This window comes from Sphingomonas ginsenosidimutans (genome assembly GCF_002374835.1).
Taxonomy (GTDB): Bacteria; Pseudomonadota; Alphaproteobacteria; order Sphingomonadales; family Sphingomonadaceae; genus Sphingomonas; species Sphingomonas ginsenosidimutans.
In genome coordinates this window covers 510,527-526,183 of the sequence record NZ_NWVD01000001.1, presented here as the reverse complement: position 1 = coordinate 526,183, position 15,657 = coordinate 510,527, and the positions used below count along the sequence as shown (strand labels likewise).

Genomic DNA, 15,657 nt, shown 5'->3' with positions numbered 1-15,657 from the left:
GGATCGGGGTGACGATACAAGGGTCAAGGCCGATCCGCCCCGGCGGCCATCCGAACCCGAATCACCGTGCGTGGTAGAAATCGTACACCTGCTGCGCCACGCCCGCGCTGACGCCGGGCGCCTTGCGCAGATCCTCCAGGCTGGCGTTGCGCACCGCGCGGCCGGTGCCGAAATGCATCAGCAGCGCCTTCTTCCGCGCCGGGCCGATGCCGGGCACCTCGTCCAGCGGACTCGCGCCGATCGCCTTGGCGCGCTTCGCGCGGTGCGCGCCGATCGCGAAGCGGTGCACCTCGTCGCGCAGCCGCTGGAGGTAGAACAGCAGCGGCGCATTGACCGGCAGCGTCAGTTCGCGCCCGTCCATCAAATGGAACACCTCGCGCCCCTCGCGCCCGTGGTGCGGCCCCTTGGCCACGCCGACCAGGCACACGTCCTCGATCCCCAGGTCCTCCAGCACCGCCTTGGCTGCGTTCAGCTGTCCGCGCCCGCCGTCCAGCAGCACCAGGTCTGGCCAGGTCTCGCCGTCGCGATCGGGGTCTTCCTCCAGCGCGCGGGCGAAGCGGCGCGTCAGCACCTCGCGCATCATCGCATAATCGTCGTCGGTCGCCGCCTGCTTGATGTTGAACTTGCGATACTGGCCCTTGCGGAACCCCTCCGGCCCGGCGACGACCATCGCGCCCAGCGCGTTGGTGCCCTGGATATGGCTGTTGTCGTACACCTCGATCCGGTCGGGCGGCTCGGCCAGTTCGAACAGATCGGCCAGCTCGCGGTGCAGCCGCGCCTGCGTCGTGCTCTCCGCCAGCCGCCGCTCCAGCGCTTCGCGTGCGTTGCGGGTCGCCTGATCGAGCAGCCGGCGGCGCACGCCGCGCTGCGGCACGGTCAGCTCCACCTTGCGCCCGGCCTGTTCGGACAGCGCCTGCACCAGCACCTCGGCATCGGGCAGCACGCGGTCGATCAGGATCGTGCGCGCGGGCGGCACCTCCTCGTAGAATTGCGCCATGAACTGGGTCAGCACCTCGTCCTCCGGCACGTCGGCGGTGTGCGCGGGGAAGAAGCTGCGGTGCCCCCAATTCTGCCCGCCGCGGATGAAGAACGCCTCGATCCCGATCAGCCCTTCGTGGCTGGCCAGCGCGAAGATATCGGCATCGCCCACTCCCTCGGCGTTGATGAACTGCGTGCCCTGGATGAAGGTCAGCGCCTTCAGCCGGTCGCGCAGCACCGCGGCCAGCTCGAAATCCATGTTCTCGGCCGCCGCCTGCATCTGCGTGCCCAGCTTCGCCTGGACGTCGGTGGTCTTGCCCGCGAGGAACTTCTTGGCGTCCGCGACCAGCTCGGCATAGCCGGCTTCGTCGATCCGCCCGACGCACGGCGCGGAACAGCGCTTGATCTGGTACAGCAGGCACGGGCGGTCGCGCGTCTTGAAGAAGCCGTCGGTACAGCTGCGCAGCAGGAACAGTTTCTGGAGTGCGTTGAGCGTGTTGTTGACGCTCCCCGCGCTGGCGAACGGGCCGTAGTAATCGCCCTTCGCGCGCCGCGCGCCGCGATGCTTCTGAATGCGCGGAAAGTCGTGATCGGCGCGCAGCAGGATGAACGGGAAGCTTTTGTCGTCGCGCAGCAGGACGTTGTACGCGGGGCGGTATCGCTTGATCAGCTGCGCCTCCAGCAGCAGCGCCTCCGCCTCGTTGTTCGTCGTGACGATCGTCATCGACCGGGTCAGCGACACCATCCGCTGCAACCGCTTCGACAGGCGTTCGACCTGCACGTAATTGCCGACGCGATTCTTCAGCGCGCGCGCCTTGCCGACGTACAGCACGTCGCCCTTGGCATCGTGCATCCGATAGACGCCGGGCTTGAGCGGCAGGGTCTTCAGGACGTTGCGGATCGCCGCCACGCCGGTTTCCAGATCGGGCGTGTCGGCGCCGCGGACGGTATAGGTCGCCTGTTCCTCGTTGAAACGGTCGGGGGGTCCGTAGCTGCCGGTCATTCCCTGCGATCTAGGGATGCGCGGACTCGGCGGCAACGCCCCGGTAGCCGGAATCGGGCCGGACGCGGCGGGTCACGGCCGCGCCCATACCGCCGGCCAGCGATCGAAGTCCGCCCCGACCCAGATCGTGCCGTCCGGCTCGACCGCGAAGAAGGCAAATTCCGGCGGGTCGGGCCAGCCGTGCCATACGCGCTCGCGCACGATCCAGCGGCGCCCGTCGACCTCGGCCAGCGCGATGGTGTCGTCGCCGAAGCGCCCCAGCACCAGATCGGCGTCGATCGCCGCGTGCTCGTCGGCGGTCGGCGTGCGCCAGCGGATCACGCGGCGGCGGCACTGGCGGAAACGGTGGAGGAAGCGCAGGTCATCCGCCAGCGACTGGCCGAAGCCGTCCGGCGCGATATCGTCGTCGCCCCGGCCGAACCACGCGCGGATGCGATCGGTCCACCACCCCATGTGCGGCATCATCCCGCGGCGCAGCACGATCCGCAAGCGCGCCGAAACGCGAAAACCCCGCCGCGACGCGACGGGGTCTTCATGCGATCCGGCCGAATCGCCGCGATCAGTTGAGCCGGCCGACCCCGGCAATCGCCTTGTCGATCAGCGGGCGGTCGGCGTCCTGGCCGTGGCGCTCGGCGATCAGCGCGGCGGCGGCGGCGACAGCGGCCTGCGCGGTCTTCGCCCGGACCTCGGCGATCGCGGCACGCTCGGCGGCGGCGATCTTGTCCTCGGCCATCTTCGCGCGGCGGTCCATCAGCAGCGCAGTGTCCGCCTTCGCCTTGGCGATGATCGCGGTCGCCTCGTGCTGCGCATTCTCGCGCATCCGGGCGGCGTCGGCCTCCGCCGACTGCGCCTTGGCGGCATATTCGTCGCGCAGCGCCTCGGCCTCGCGGCGCAGCTGCGCGGCCTCGTCCAGCTGGCGGCGGATCTCGCCGATGCGCTTGTCGAGCATCCCCGCGATCGCGGCCGGCACCTTGGCGATGACCATGCCGATCAGCACGACCAGCGCGGCGATCCCCACCCAGCCGGTGTCGTTGAAGCCCAGCGCGGTCGGCGCGGCGTGTTCGACGGCGGCGCCGTGGACGGTGCCGGTCATCCCGCTGCCGTTGGCGACGTCATGCGTCTCCAGCGGCTGCGCCTCGATGTCCTGAGCGATCGTGGAGGGGGGATTAGCCATGGGTCATCTGCCTGCGCACCGCCTCATTGGCGGCTTCGGGGGAGATGGCGACGCCCGACAGGCGCTCGACCAGCTCCTGCGCGGCTTCCGCCGCGATCGTCTGCACGTTGACCATCGCCGCCGCCTTGGCATTGGCGATCGCCACGTCGTGATGCGCCACACGCTCGGCCAGGTCGGCGTCGGCGGCGCGCATCTGCGTTTCGGCAGCGGTCGCCGCCTGCGCCTTGGCCTTGGCGACCTCGGCCTGCGCGGCGGCACGCGCGGCGTCCATCCGCGCGGTCCATGCCGCCTCGGTCGTGTCGGCCTGGCCCCGCGCCGCTTCGGCATCGGCCAGATCCTGCGCGATCTTCGATTCGCGCAGGTCCATCACGCCCTGCACCCTGGGAACCATCATCTTGCCGATCCCGAAATACAGGATGCCGAAGGTGACGAGCAGCCAGAAGATCTGCGAGGCGTAGGTGGCGGCGATCTGACTGATTTGAGGCATGGGTGTCCGCTATCCTTGGTGCCCCGCCCGCACGATGCGGACGGGACGGGTCCGTCGGCGTGTCGTTACGCGACGAACACCAGGATGATCATCGTCACGAAGGCGAGCAGGCCCAGAAGCTCCGCACCGGCGAAGCCGATGAACAGGCGACCCTGCTGGCCGTCGGCGGCACCCGGGTTGCGCAGCGCACCTTCGAGGAAGGCGGCGAACACGTTGCCCACGCCCAGCGCGGCAATGCCCATGCCGATCGCGGCGAGACCAGCACCGAGCAGCTTGGCGGCGGTTGCGTCCATGTCAGTAAACTCCCGTGGAAAAATCAGTTGGTTGAACGAAGGAAACTCAGTGCAGGTTGACCGCGTCGTTGAGATAGACGCTGGTCAGCAGCGCAAAGACATAGGCCTGGATCGCCGCCACCAGCAGTTCCAGCAGCGTGATGCCGATCATCAGCGCGAAGCTGGGCAGGCTGACGATCGCGGCATAGCCGACGCCCATGTTCAGCCCGTTGATGACGAACGCCGCCAGCACCTTCAGCAGGATGTGCCCCGCGGTCATCGCGACGAACAGTCGCAGCCCCAGCGAGAACGGACGGACCAGGAAGCTCAGCAGTTCGACGACGAAGATCAGCGGGATCATCACCACCGGCGTGCCGTGCGGCACGAACAGGCTGAAGAAGTGGAAGCCGTGCTTGCCGAAGCCGACGATCAGCACGATCGAGAAGCTGATGATCGCCAGCACGCCGGTGACGGTCAGGTGGCTGGTGATCGTGAACGGATGCCAGCCCGGCACGATGCCGACCGGCATCAGGCCCAGGACGTTGGCGAACAGGATGAACATGAACAGCGAGAAGACGTAGGGGACGAAGCGCTTGCCCTCCGGCCCGACGTTCGACGTCAGCATGTTCTGGACGAAGCCGGTGAACCCCTCCACCGCGGCCTGCCAGCGGCCGGGGACCAGCTCGCGCTTCATCCCGCCCAGCATGAACAGCCACAGGCACACGAGGGTGATGACCATCCACAGTGCCGAATTGGTGAACGACAGATCATAGCCGCCCACCACCCATTTCTGACCGAGCACAGGCTCGATCAGGAACTGGTGCATCGGATCGATCTTGCCGCCTTCTGCCGCCACGCGCTGGTCCCCAACCGTCTTACATACGTCAAGCGCCCGGGTCGTCCGGGCGCCTGGTCGTCAACCGAATGATCTGCCTGAACGCGACGCCGATCCCCAGGAACAGCATCACGATCAGCGCCCAGGGCGTCGTGCCGAACCAGCGGTCGATAAGCCAGCCGATCAGCGCCGAGCCGACGAGACTTCCGATCAGGGCGGCGAGCACGCGGTTGCCCAGCTGATAGCCGGCTCCCCCATCGTCGCGCACGGCCCCCGTGCGGATCGCTTCATCCCTGCGCGCCCGCTCCAGCCGTTTGTCGATGGAGGCGAGCCGCGGGTCTTCCGCGCCGTGGAAATCCTGTCCGGGTCCATTCTCCGACACGCAGCATCCCCATCCCGTGATCGTGTACGAACCAGGAAGGGGAAGTCGCTCTGTCGGCGAGCAGCCCCGCCAAGGCACGGCCCGGTTAGCCGGGGGTCCGGGGGGTGTCAACCGTTGTGGATCAGCGACGGGCGGTGCGCAGGAACCGTGAAAGGCCCCTGCCGGCGCAGCGGCGACGCAGGATATCGGCCGCCGTCCCAGCGAAGGCTGGGACCTTCATGAGGCGCGGCACCCCGCCTTACCGGGTCACACGCAGCGCGAATCGCGCACCGGCGCGCCCGCACCGCGGGTTTCCCACGATCCGTCGGGGGTGCGATACTTCTCGCCCGGCTTGGTCTGCGCGATCAGGTTGCAGCCGCTGGTAAAGGCCAGCTGCTCCACGGTCGCGCCGCTGGCCTGCGCCTTTTGCGTATAGGCGGCCTTGCGCTGGATGTTGATGTTGCTGACCAGCGCGCGCAGCTGCGCGTTGCCGCCGCCCACCACGCCCAGATAACCGTCGGGCTGCTCGCCCACCTCGCCGGCCGCGCGTGCCGCGGCATAGGCCGGGTCGCGCTGCGCCCAGGCGGCGCCCGACACCGCCGCCAGCGCCACCGCGCCGGCGATCATCAGAATGGCTTTGTTGGTCATGGCGTCAGAAAATCCCCGGATTCTGCTTGATGAGCGACTTCGCTTCGTTGTCGAGGCGATAGACCACTTCCTGCGTGACGTTGATGTTCAGGTTGATCTGGATCGGCTTGTCGGGTGCCGAGATGTTTACGCACCCCCCCGCGATCAAGGGCATCCCGGTCATCACCGCCATCGCCATCAGCCTGGTCGTCACGCTCACCTTCCGCACTTCCGTTTCGGTCATGGCACATTCCCGCTTTCCGGGGGCTGAACGGCGCCCCCCTGTTCCCCTTGCGCATTCCGTTCGGCCTGCCGGTTCTGCTCCGCGATCAACGCCTGCAGGTTGCGCGCCACCAGCCGCTGCGGATCGTAGAAGCTCGCCGCCGAATCGATCAGCCCGCGGAACGGCGCACGGATCGTGATGTTGAACACGATCGGCAGCCGCGTCAGGCGACGCAGCAGGAAATTGCTCTTGGCGCCCGCGCCCTGGCGGATGCCGGTGAAGCGCACGCCCGTCACCATCTCGCCCGCCAGCGGCCCGTCCATCTCCAGCACCAGCTCGCGATAGGTGAGCGAGCGCAGCGACTGGAACGCCAGATTGCCCCAGAAGCCCAGATCCTTCTCGGTCAGCTCGCCCAGATAGGCGATGCCCCCGCCGCCGGCGCGCGCGATCAGCCGCCCGCCCTCGATCCGCCCGCCATTGGCGTCGAACACCATCGGCAACACCCCGTCGAACACGCCGGTGGCGTTGAGGTTCGAGAAATCGAACTGCTGCAGGAACTTGCCCGCGTCCATGCCGGTGACGTGGAAGGTCATGCGGCGCGTCTGCCCGCTTTCCGAAAAATCCAGCAGCGTGGGGTCGAGCGACAGCGTGCCGCCCGCGAACGGCCAGATGCCGCTGGTCACCTTCACCTTCGTATCGCGCAGCGTCTGAAACACGATCCGCCCGTCGGTGACGGGGACACCGGGGTTGATCGACGCCACCGTCGCCACCTGCCCCGGCGCGCTTTCCAGCGCCAGCAGGTCGGTGAAGCGGATCGTCCCGGCCAGCCCCTGCACCGGGCCGAACGCGGCGGCCAGATCGGTGCCCGGCGTGGTGAAGGTGCCGGTGCTGGTCACCCCCTTCGCGCCCCAGTCGATATCGCCCTGCCCGCTGACCGTCCCCTTCACGTCGGCGATCACGCCGAACGTCAGCCGCGTCAGCCGGTCGGGCTGCAATCCCTCGCCAAAGGTGATGCCGGGGACCGCCAGATGCGCCTGGCCCTCGCCGCTCGCCAACCGGTGCGCGATCGTCACATCGGCCACCTTCGTGCCGGTGACGGGTTCGTGGAGTGTGCCGCGCGCATCGATCCGCCCGTCCTTCAGCACCAGCGCGACGTCGCGCGCGGCCATCGGTTCGAACCGCGCGGGCGTCTGCGTGTCGGCGACCGACAGCGCGCCGTCCAGCGACAGCACGCCGCCCGCCAGCCGCCATTCGCCCTCCCCCGCGCTCATCGCCAGCGGCACGTTGGCGATCTGCCCCGCCAGCCCCGCGAAGGCGCCAGCGATCCCTGCGGACGTGACGCGCCCGTCGAGCCGAGCGGCGGCGATATGCGTGACGCGCCCCTCCGCGCCCAGCGCCGCACGCACGTCCGCCAGCGCGAAGCCGCGATCGCCCAGCCGCACGGTCCCGCCCGCGGTCTCGACGGCCAGCGGCGTGCCGCCGATCGTGCCGCGCAACGCCGCCGTGCCGATCCGCACTCCGCCCGCGACGCGCCCGCCCGCCACCTCGACCAGCGCAGCCCCGCTCGGGCACAAGGTCAGCCGCGCGGGGTCGAGCCGGAGCCCCGACAGTGCCAGCGACCGGATCGTCACCGGCGTGCATGCGGGGTTGAGCGCGAGGCGCGATCCGCGCCAGCGCGCATCGACCGGCACGACCAGCCCGTCGACGCGCCCACCGCCGAGCGGACCGCTGAGCGTCAGCTGCGTCGTCACCCGCCGCCCCGCGATCCGCACCGGGGTCAGTTCCAGCCGCGCACCGTTCGCGGCATAGGGCGCCATCCGCACCGTCCCCGCGATCGCGCCGCCCGTGCCTTGCGTCAGGTCGGCGGCGACCGTCGGCAGTCCGCCGCCCGCCATGCGCAACCGCCCGCCCACTGCGACCCCGCCGACGCGCAGCGCATCGCCGCGCACCGTCACCCGCGCGCCGCTGGCGGCGGTCAGCGTAAGGTCCGGCACCGCCGCCGCGCCATCGGCAAGGCCGACCCGCGCCGCCATGTCGAACGCGCGGCCCGCGCGCGCCGCCGCCATCGCGGCCTGCCGGACCAATGGCGCGACCGGCGATCCGGCGGCCGCGTCGGCCCGCGCCGTCACCTGCCGCAGCATCGCAGGCGCCAGCGCGGTGCCGCGGCTGGTCACCGATCCAGCGAACGCGGGCGCCGCGCCGCCCAGCGCGTAGCGGCCCGCGATCGTCGCGCCCTTCGCCCGCACGCCGGGGACGGTCAGCGGCCCCGACGCCAGCCGCACGTCGCCCTTCGTCGCGCGCGCATGTCCGTCGAACGCGATCGTCCCGGTCAGGCGCTCCACGCCATAGCCGGGCGCGCGCACCACCGCCGCGCCGGCGTGATGCAGCGTGCCCTGCCAGCGGTCAAACCCCGCGCCCAGCGTCACCTGCGCGCCCGCCGCGACCTGCTGCGCCGCGACCCCGCCGGCACAGGTGACGCGCGTGGCGCCGACCGGCCCGGTCAGCGTCGGCGCGCCGCGGCGGATCGCGATCGCCAGCACGGCATGGGCGTCCGCCACCGTGCAGCCACCCGCCGCGACGCGCGGCGCTACCGCCGCGATCGTGCCGGCGAAGCCATCGTCCAGCCGCCCGCGCCCGGTCAGCTTCACCCCCACCACGCCCGCCGGCGTCTCCACCCGCGCGCGCGCATCGGCCACGTCGATCGATAGCGACGGCAGTGCGAACGGCGCGGTGCCGGCGGTCGGTGCCGGCAGCAGCCGGTCGATCGCGCCCAGCGACAGCTTGCCGTCGATCCAGCGCGCCCGCGCGCGCACATGGCCGGCGCGCACCGCGACGACACGCGCGCCCGACAGGCCGACGTCGGTGGACGTCTCCACCCAGTCCGCCACCAGATCGGGATCGCGCGGATCGCCGATCACCACGTTCGTCAGCCGCTGCCGCCCCAGCCCCAGGTCGCTGATATGATAGCGCGCCGGCACGCCCCGCGTGGCCAGTTCGCGGTCGATGACCTGCGTCGCGATCGGCACGCGCGACAGCCACACGCCCGCGCCCGCGGCCAGCGCCAGCACCGACACGGCGACCAGCGCACGGCGACCGCGCCGGGCCGTGCGCCCGTCCGGCGGGGGCGGTTCCGCCGCCGTGCTCATCTACGCCACTCCACCCGCATCATCCGCACCATGCATAGCCCCGCCCGATCGTCTCACGCAATTGCGCGCCCGCCGGGGGCGGCATATCGTGCGCCGCGATGCTGGATGCCGATGCCCCCGTCACCGATGCCTCGGGGCATCGCGCCCGGCTGCGCGCGCGCCTGTTCGCCGATGCGGAGGGGCTGCACGACCACGAACTGATCGAATATCTACTCGCGGTGGCATTGCCGCGGCGCGATACCAAGGAACTTGCCAAGCGGCTGCTGGACGAATTCGGCGGGATCGGCGGGCTCCTGGCCGCCGATCCGCAGGCGCTCCTGCGCGTGAAGGGGATGGGCGACGTCACCGCCGCGGCGATCAAGATCGCGCACGCCACCTCGCTGCGGCTGATCCGCGCCCGCACGCGCGCGGCGCCGATCCTGTCCAACTGGCAGGCGCTGGCCGATTACCTGCACGCCGCGCTGGCGCACGACACGATCGAACAGTTCCGCGTCCTGCACCTCAACACCCGCAACATGCTGATCCGCGACGAACAGATGTCGCGCGGGACGATCGACGAGGCCGCGGTGCACGTGCGCGAGGTCATCAAGCGCGCGCTGGAGATCGGCTCCGCCGCGCTGATTCTGGTCCACAACCACCCGTCGGGCGATCCCTCCCCCAGTCGCGCCGACATCGACATCACCCGCGCGATCATCGCGGCGGGCAAGCCGCTGAACATCGTCGTGCACGACCATATCATCGTGGGGGCGGCCGGGCAGGTGAGCCTGCGCGCGAAGGGGTTGATCTAGGCGGCTGATCTACGGGAAGGGTTTGACCTCGACCGACCCGTTTTCCGGGATCGATCCGATGTGCTTCTTCACTGCCGCGTAATTCGGGTCATTGGGCGGATAGCGAACGACGGCGTCACCCGACGCTCCCGCTGCGCCCGTCGCGCGGAGTGACAGGACGATCGTTCCGTCCGGTTCCTGCGTCGCTGTGCCGATCGAGGCCGCGGGCTCCTGGGCAATCATCGTTTGATCGTTTTGGGTGCGCTGGGCGAACGCGGCCACGCAACGACTTTCCACCAAGAGGATGAGAAGCCCAGTAGGCATCTGGATGCGGCGTCGGTATCCCGCCATGATTACCTCCGTAAAACCGCGCGGCGCTCGTAGCATATATCCCCGCGTTTGCCCCTCCCCCGGCACACTGCTAACGGCGCGCGATCACCTATCCCCGTTCAGGAACCGCCCGATGATCCCCCGCTATTCCCGCCCCGACATGGCCGCGATCTGGACGCCGGAGGCGCGCTACGCGATCTGGTTCGAGATCGAGGCACATGCCACCGACGCACTCGCCGAGCTGGGCGTGGTGCCCAAGAGCGCGGCGCAGGCGCTGTGGGCGTGGTGGGCGACGAAGCCGGCGATCGACGTCGCCGCGATCGACGCGATCGAGGCGGTGACCAAGCATGACGTGATCGCGTTCCTGACCTGGGTCGCCGAGCAGGTGGGCGATGAAGCGCGCTTCATGCACCAGGGGATGACCTCCTCCGACGTGCTAGACACCACGCTGTCGGTGCAGCTGGCCCGTGCCGCCGACCTGCTGATCGCGGATATCGACGCGCTGCTGGCGGTGCTGGAACGCCGCGCGAAGGAGCACAAGCTGACCCCGACGATCGGGCGCAGCCACGGCATCCATGCCGAGCCGGTGACGTTCGGGCTGAAGCTGGCGCAGGCGCATGCCGAATTCTCGCGCCACCGCACGCGGTTGGTCGCGGCGCGCGAGGATATCGCCACCTGCGCGATTTCCGGCGCGGTCGGCACCTTCGCCAATGTCGATCCGCGCGTCGAGGAACATGTCGCGGGCAAGCTCGGCCTCGCGATCGAGCCGGTCTCTACCCAGGTGATCCCGCGCGATCGCCACGCGATGTTCTTCGCCACGCTGGGCGTCATCGCCAGCTCGGTCGAGCGCGTCGCGACCGAAGTGCGCCACCTGCAACGCACCGAGGTGCTGGAGGCGGAGGAATATTTCTCCCCCGGCCAGAAGGGGTCGTCGGCGATGCCGCACAAGCGCAACCCGGTGCTGACCGAGAATCTGACCGGGCTGGCCCGGATGGTGCGCGGCTATGTCACCCCCGCACTGGAGAATGTCGCGCTGTGGCACGAACGCGACATCAGCCATTCGTCGGTCGAACGCTATATCGGGCCGGACGCGACGATCACGCTCGACTTCGCGCTGGCGCGGCTGACCGGGGTGGTCGACAAGCTGCTGGTCTACCCCGAGCGGATGCAGAAGAACCTCGACCGGATGGGCGGCCTCGTCCATTCGCAGCGCGTGCTGCTGGCGCTGACGCAGGCGGGGGTCAGCCGCGAGGATTCGTACCGGCTGGTCCAGCGCAACGCGATGAAGGTGTGGGAATCGGACGGGCAGCTGTCGTTGCAGGAACTGCTGAAGGCTGACCCGGAAGTCACCGCCGCGCTGTCCCCGGCGCAAATCGACGAGAAATTCGACCTGGGCTATCATTTCAAGCACGTCGACACGATCTTCGACCGGGTGTTCGGCGGCTGAAGAGGCTCAACCCCGTCGTCGTGCCGGACGTGTTCCGGCATGACAAGGTAACGGGCAAGGACCGCGCTTCCACGAGACGCCCACCCGGTGTCGCAAGAATGCCACACTTCCGTCACGTGATTGCAACAAGTGCAAGCAAGATTGTTGCGCACGTTTGTTGCGCCGCAGCGTAACGATCCATAGATGGCGCCGTGTCGGACCTATCCGGCACAGGAGACCCATCATGCGCACGTTCGAAACCGCCGTCAGCACCGCGCTGGCGATCGCGGCTCAGGCGCTGGTGGTCGGCGTGGTCCTGACCACGATCTGATCCATCGGCCCACCACCGCCCCCCGACCCCCGCGCCGTTCAGCGCGGCGGTTAGCGGGCGGTAACGGGCTTTCCCTTTCGTGCGCCGGCTGCGACAGTGCCGGCATGATCCGCATCCTCGGCGCCGTCCTGGCGGGTGGCCGTTCCTCGCGCTTTGGCAGCGACAAGGCGATGGCGACGTGGCGCGACACCGCGTTGATCGACCATGCGCTCGCCAGCCTGTCGCCGCACGTCGCCGACCTGCTGGTCGTCGGCCGCGCCGACGCGCGCGTGCGCACCGCCCCCGACCTACCCTACCCCGAACTCGGCCCGCTCGGGGGCATCGCCGGGGCGCTGGAGGTGGCCGCCCGCGAGGGATTCGACGCGGTGCTGACCACCGCCTGCGACACACCCCGCCTGCCGCCTGCGCTGGTCGCCGCGCTGCTGGGCGAGGACGCCGCCCATGCCGCGGAGGCGCCCACCGTCGGGCTGTGGCCGGTCAGGCTGGCCGCGCCGCTGCTGGCGCGCCTGTCCGCCGGCGGCGACCGCTCGATCCGCGGCTGGGCGCGCGACACAGGCGCGGTCGCGGTGCTACCGGGCGTCGTCCTCGCGAACGTCAATACGCCGGACGATCTGGCACGGCTGGACGGCGCAGTGCGGGGATAGGTGGATGAGCGCAGGAGCTTGAGGCCCCACCGTCATGCCGGACTCGTTCCGGCATCCCTCGCGCCGCAAACTCGCAATCGACTGATTTCGCGGCACCATGGACCCGGGAACAGGTCCGGGGTGACGAATTGCGAGGGGGGGGCGGAGCGAGTCTCGCCTCCGTTCCGGTCCCTCCTCACATGCGCGACGTCGTGCCCGACCGCCCTCACGCCGGTTCGGCGTCGCCCGCCGCGTACCATCGCAGGTCGCGCTCGCCGATGCCCAGCGCGGGCCATTCGGCGCGCCATTCCGCCAGATGCGCGCTCGCCATGTGGCGGGCGAGCGATGCGCGGTCGCGCCACACCTCGCTGACCCGGATCAGTCCCGGTTCGTGCACATCCTCGGCATAGGCGTAATCGAGGCAGCCGTCCTCGGCGCGGCTGGCGGCGATCATCCGTGCCATTGCGCCGCGCGCCGTGCCGAGCCGGTCCGGCGGCACGCGGAACGTGCCCAGGATCACCAGCGTCACTTGCGCGCCCATGCCCGCTGCCCGCCGATCCACGTCTCGATCACCTGCGTCTGGCGCAGCGCCTCAGGCGTGGCGGCCAGCGGGTCGCGGTCGACGATGATGAAGTCGGCGCGCTGCCCCGGCGCCAGGATGCCGAACTTCGCCTCGGCGAAGCCGGCGAAGCTCGCCCCGCCGGTAAAGCCCCACCATGCCTGTTCGCGAGTCACCGCCTCTGCGGGGCGCCACCCGCCGGCGGGCTGCCCGTCCGCGCCGGTGCGGGTGAACGCCGCCGCCCAGTTCGCCCAGGGATCGGGCTTCTCCACCGGGAAGTCCGACCCGAACGCCAGCTTCGCGCCGTTGTTCATCAACGATTTCCACGCATAGGCGCCCGCCAGCCGCGCCTCGCCCAGTCGCGCCTCGGCCATCACCCGGTCGCTGGTGGCGTGGATCGGCTGGACCGAGGCGATGATGCCGTAGCGGCCGAACGCGGGCATGTCGGCCGGGTCGACCACCTGCGCATGTTCGATCCGCCAGCGCCGGTCGCCCTTGTAGGTCGCGGACAGCTCGGCGATGGCGTCGATCGCCTGTTTGTTGGCGCGATCGCCGATCGCATGGACCGCGACCTGATAGCCGTCCATCGCCGCGCGGCTCATCAGATTCTGCAACTGGTCGTCGGTCAGGAAGCCCAGTCCGCGCTCCCCCGGCGCATCGGCATAGGGCGCCTTCAACCACGCGCCGCGCGATCCCAGCGCGCCGTCCGCGAACAGCTTCACCCCCGCCAGCCGCAGGCGATCGTCGTACAGCCACGGCGTCGGCCCGGTCCCGCCGATCGCGACGGTGGTGTCGATCCCGGCGGCATAGGACATGATCCGCACGCGCAGCGCGCCGATGTCGCCCATCCGGCGATAGGTCATCCAGTCGTCCAGCGACGTGCCCATGTCGGCGACCGCGGTGATGCCGTCGCGTAGCAGCAGCTGCTGCGCCGCCAGGAACGCGGCGGTGCGGTCCTTCGCCCCCACCTTGGGCAACGCGCGGTCCATCAGCGACATGGCATTGTCGACCAGCACGCCCAGCGGCTTTTCGACACGCCCGCCCGCCGGCGCGGCGGTGGCGGCGGTGATGCCGGCGGCCTTCAGCGCGGCGCTGTTGGCCCAGCCGGCATGGCCGTCGGCGCGTTCCAGCCACACCGGCCGGCCCGGCACCGCGGCGTCGAGATCGGCGGCGGTGGGAAAGCGCCCCAACCCCCATTGTTCCTGGTTCCAGCCGCGCCCGACGATCCACGCGCGTTCCGGGTTGGCGCGCGCATAATCGGCGATCTTCTTCTGCGCCTCCGCCAGCGATCGCGTGTCCGACAGGTCGAGGGCCAGCAGCGCCAGCCCCTGCGCGATGACGTGCCCGTGCGCGTCGATCATCCCGGGCATCACCACCCGCCCCTTCATGTCGGCGCGCCAGTCATAGGTGGGGCCGGGATTCTTCTTGGTCCGCTTCGGCGGCTGCTCGCCGACCGGGACCAGCCGCACGACCTTGCCCTGCGCATCGATCACCATCGCCTGGAACCGCACGACGCGCCCGTCGCGGTCGAGCGTCATGCCAGCGACATTGTCGATCAGCGCGTCCGCCCCCGCGGCTAGCGGCAGCGCGAGCGAGGACAGGCCGGCGAGCGCACCGGTCAGGCGAAGAATTTGGCGTCGGTTCATATTGCCTGCCATATGGCGGCAGAGGGTTTTTGGCGAGGGCAGGTGATGCGGTACGCACGGGGTTGGGCTGGCCTGGGGCTGGCGCTGGCGATGGGAGCGGCGATCCCGATCGCGGCGGCACCGCGCGCGGCCGGCGCGATGGAGGTGAAGCGCAACGACGCGCTGGTCGATTTCAGCTACGGCTATCCCGCCGCCGCCGCGCGCATCCCGCCGCTGCGCCGCTGGCTGGACCAGGACCGCGCCCGGTTCGAGGCCGACGCGCGCCGCACCGCGCAGGAGGACCGGCGCGAAGCGACGAAGAACGACTATCCGTTCCATCCGCACGATGCCGCGCGCCACTGGGCGGTGGTAACGGAGACGCCGCAGCTGCTGAGCCTGTCGGGCGAAACCTACCGCTTCACCGGCGGCGCGCATGGCGGCACGCTGCTCGACACGATCGTATGGGACAAGGCACGCCAGCGCCGTGTCGATCCGCGCGCGATGTTCACCTCCGCGGCGGCGTTGCAGGACCTGCTCGGCGCGACCTGGTGCGCGAAGCTCAAGGCGGAGCGGACGAAGCGGCTGGGCGAGGACCCCGGCGTCGATCCGGTATTCCCCTGCCCCACGATCGACAAGCTGACGCTGCTGCTCGGCTCCACCAACCGCCGCGCGATCGATCGGATCGGGTTGATCGCGGGGCAATATGTCGCCGGCGCCTATGTGGAGGGGATGTACGAGGTGACGCTGCCGGTCACGCCGGCGCTGCTGCGCATCGTGAAGCCGGAATGGCGCGGGGCGTTCGCGGTGGGCGGGGACGGCGCGACATAACGGGGAGGCCCCTGCCTGCGCAGGGGCGACGTTTTCGCCCACCCGTCGCCCCAGCGAAAGCT

General features: G+C 70.2%; 17 protein-coding genes. 4 read left to right on the top strand and 13 right to left on the bottom strand.

The annotated features are described in order from the left end of the window. Window positions 1-61 precede the first annotated feature (61 nt). From uvrC to COA17_RS02260, 10 genes are all read right to left on the bottom strand, one after another. The gene (uvrC, locus tag COA17_RS02305) at window positions 62-1,981 is read right to left on the bottom strand and encodes an excinuclease ABC subunit UvrC (protein WP_066491501.1); all 1,920 of its coding nucleotides are present in this window, start codon (window positions 1,979-1,981) and stop codon (window positions 62-64) included. Between the two features lie 72 nt (window positions 1,982-2,053). Continuing rightward, a complete protein-coding gene (locus COA17_RS02300) occupies window positions 2,054-2,434 on the bottom strand; it encodes a hypothetical protein (protein WP_141397007.1) in 381 nt (126 codons plus the stop codon). Window positions 2,435-2,540: 106 nt separating this feature from the next. Continuing rightward, window positions 2,541-3,155, bottom strand: a complete 615-nt coding sequence (locus COA17_RS02295; RefSeq protein ID WP_096609931.1) for a F0F1 ATP synthase subunit B family protein — start codon at window positions 3,153-3,155, stop codon at window positions 2,541-2,543. Next, window positions 3,148-3,642: a F0F1 ATP synthase subunit B family protein gene (locus COA17_RS02290; protein ID WP_066491507.1), complete on the bottom strand. Its 495-nt coding sequence runs from the start codon at window positions 3,640-3,642 to the stop codon at window positions 3,148-3,150. The genes COA17_RS02295 and COA17_RS02290 overlap by 8 nt, the downstream gene beginning before the upstream one ends. A gap of 65 nt (window positions 3,643-3,707) precedes the next feature. Beyond that, window positions 3,708-3,935 carry a F0F1 ATP synthase subunit C gene (locus COA17_RS02285; RefSeq protein ID WP_066491509.1) on the bottom strand — a complete coding sequence of 76 codons (228 nt, stop codon included), beginning with the start codon at window positions 3,933-3,935 and terminating at the stop codon, window positions 3,708-3,710. Between the two features lie 46 nt (window positions 3,936-3,981). Further along, window positions 3,982-4,770 carry a F0F1 ATP synthase subunit A gene (locus COA17_RS02280; RefSeq protein ID WP_066491514.1) on the bottom strand — a complete coding sequence of 263 codons (789 nt, stop codon included), beginning with the start codon at window positions 4,768-4,770 and terminating at the stop codon, window positions 3,982-3,984. A 28-nt stretch (window positions 4,771-4,798) separates the two neighbouring features. After that, window positions 4,799-5,131, bottom strand: a complete 333-nt coding sequence (locus tag COA17_RS02275; protein WP_096609929.1) for an AtpZ/AtpI family protein — start codon at window positions 5,129-5,131, stop codon at window positions 4,799-4,801. A 246-nt stretch (window positions 5,132-5,377) separates the two neighbouring features. Next, window positions 5,378-5,758, bottom strand: coding sequence for a YdbL family probable chaperone protein (locus COA17_RS02270; RefSeq protein ID WP_096609927.1), 381 nt, complete (start codon window positions 5,756-5,758; stop codon window positions 5,378-5,380). A 4-nt stretch (window positions 5,759-5,762) separates the two neighbouring features. Further along, entirely contained in the window at window positions 5,763-5,981 is a 219-nt protein-coding gene (locus tag COA17_RS02265; protein WP_066491525.1) for a YnbE family lipoprotein, read from the bottom strand. Beyond that, on the bottom strand, window positions 5,978-9,106 hold the full coding sequence (locus COA17_RS02260; protein ID WP_096609925.1) for an intermembrane phospholipid transport YdbH family protein: 3,129 nt from the start codon (window positions 9,104-9,106) through the stop codon (window positions 5,978-5,980). The genes COA17_RS02265 and COA17_RS02260 overlap by 4 nt, the downstream gene beginning before the upstream one ends. A 98-nt stretch (window positions 9,107-9,204) precedes the next feature. On the opposite strand from COA17_RS02260, the gene radC reads away from it, so the two are divergent. Continuing rightward, complete coding sequence (gene radC, locus COA17_RS02255) at window positions 9,205-9,894, top strand: RadC family protein (RefSeq protein WP_096609923.1); 690 nt, start codon at window positions 9,205-9,207, stop codon at window positions 9,892-9,894. Between the two features lie 9 nt (window positions 9,895-9,903). Here radC and COA17_RS02250 read toward each other — a convergent pair whose 3' ends face one another. Then, window positions 9,904-10,224, bottom strand: a complete 321-nt coding sequence (locus COA17_RS02250; RefSeq protein WP_141397006.1) for a hypothetical protein — start codon at window positions 10,222-10,224, stop codon at window positions 9,904-9,906. A gap of 112 nt (window positions 10,225-10,336) precedes the next feature. Between COA17_RS02250 and purB the strand changes: the two genes are divergently transcribed. Both purB and mobA read left to right on the top strand, forming a co-directional pair. Continuing rightward, window positions 10,337-11,650, top strand: a complete 1,314-nt coding sequence (gene purB, locus COA17_RS02245) for an adenylosuccinate lyase (RefSeq protein WP_096609919.1) — start codon at window positions 10,337-10,339, stop codon at window positions 11,648-11,650. Window positions 11,651-12,064: 414 nt separating this feature from the next. After that, window positions 12,065-12,604, top strand: coding sequence for a molybdenum cofactor guanylyltransferase (gene mobA, locus COA17_RS02240; RefSeq protein WP_096609917.1), 540 nt, complete (start codon window positions 12,065-12,067; stop codon window positions 12,602-12,604). Window positions 12,605-12,809: 205 nt separating this feature from the next. On the opposite strand, the gene COA17_RS02235 is transcribed toward mobA, so the two are convergent. Beyond that, window positions 12,810-13,124, bottom strand: a complete 315-nt coding sequence (locus tag COA17_RS02235) for a putative quinol monooxygenase (RefSeq protein ID WP_066489233.1) — start codon at window positions 13,122-13,124, stop codon at window positions 12,810-12,812. Then, window positions 13,109-14,788, bottom strand: coding sequence for an amidohydrolase (locus COA17_RS02230; RefSeq protein WP_245857360.1), 1,680 nt, complete (start codon window positions 14,786-14,788; stop codon window positions 13,109-13,111). The genes COA17_RS02235 and COA17_RS02230 overlap by 16 nt, the downstream gene beginning before the upstream one ends. Before the next feature lie 45 nt (window positions 14,789-14,833). On the opposite strand from COA17_RS02230, the gene COA17_RS02225 reads away from it, so the two are divergent. Continuing rightward, entirely contained in the window at window positions 14,834-15,595 is a 762-nt protein-coding gene (locus COA17_RS02225; RefSeq protein ID WP_176484768.1) for a DUF4163 domain-containing protein, read from the top strand. Window positions 15,596-15,657: the final 62 nt, after the last annotated feature.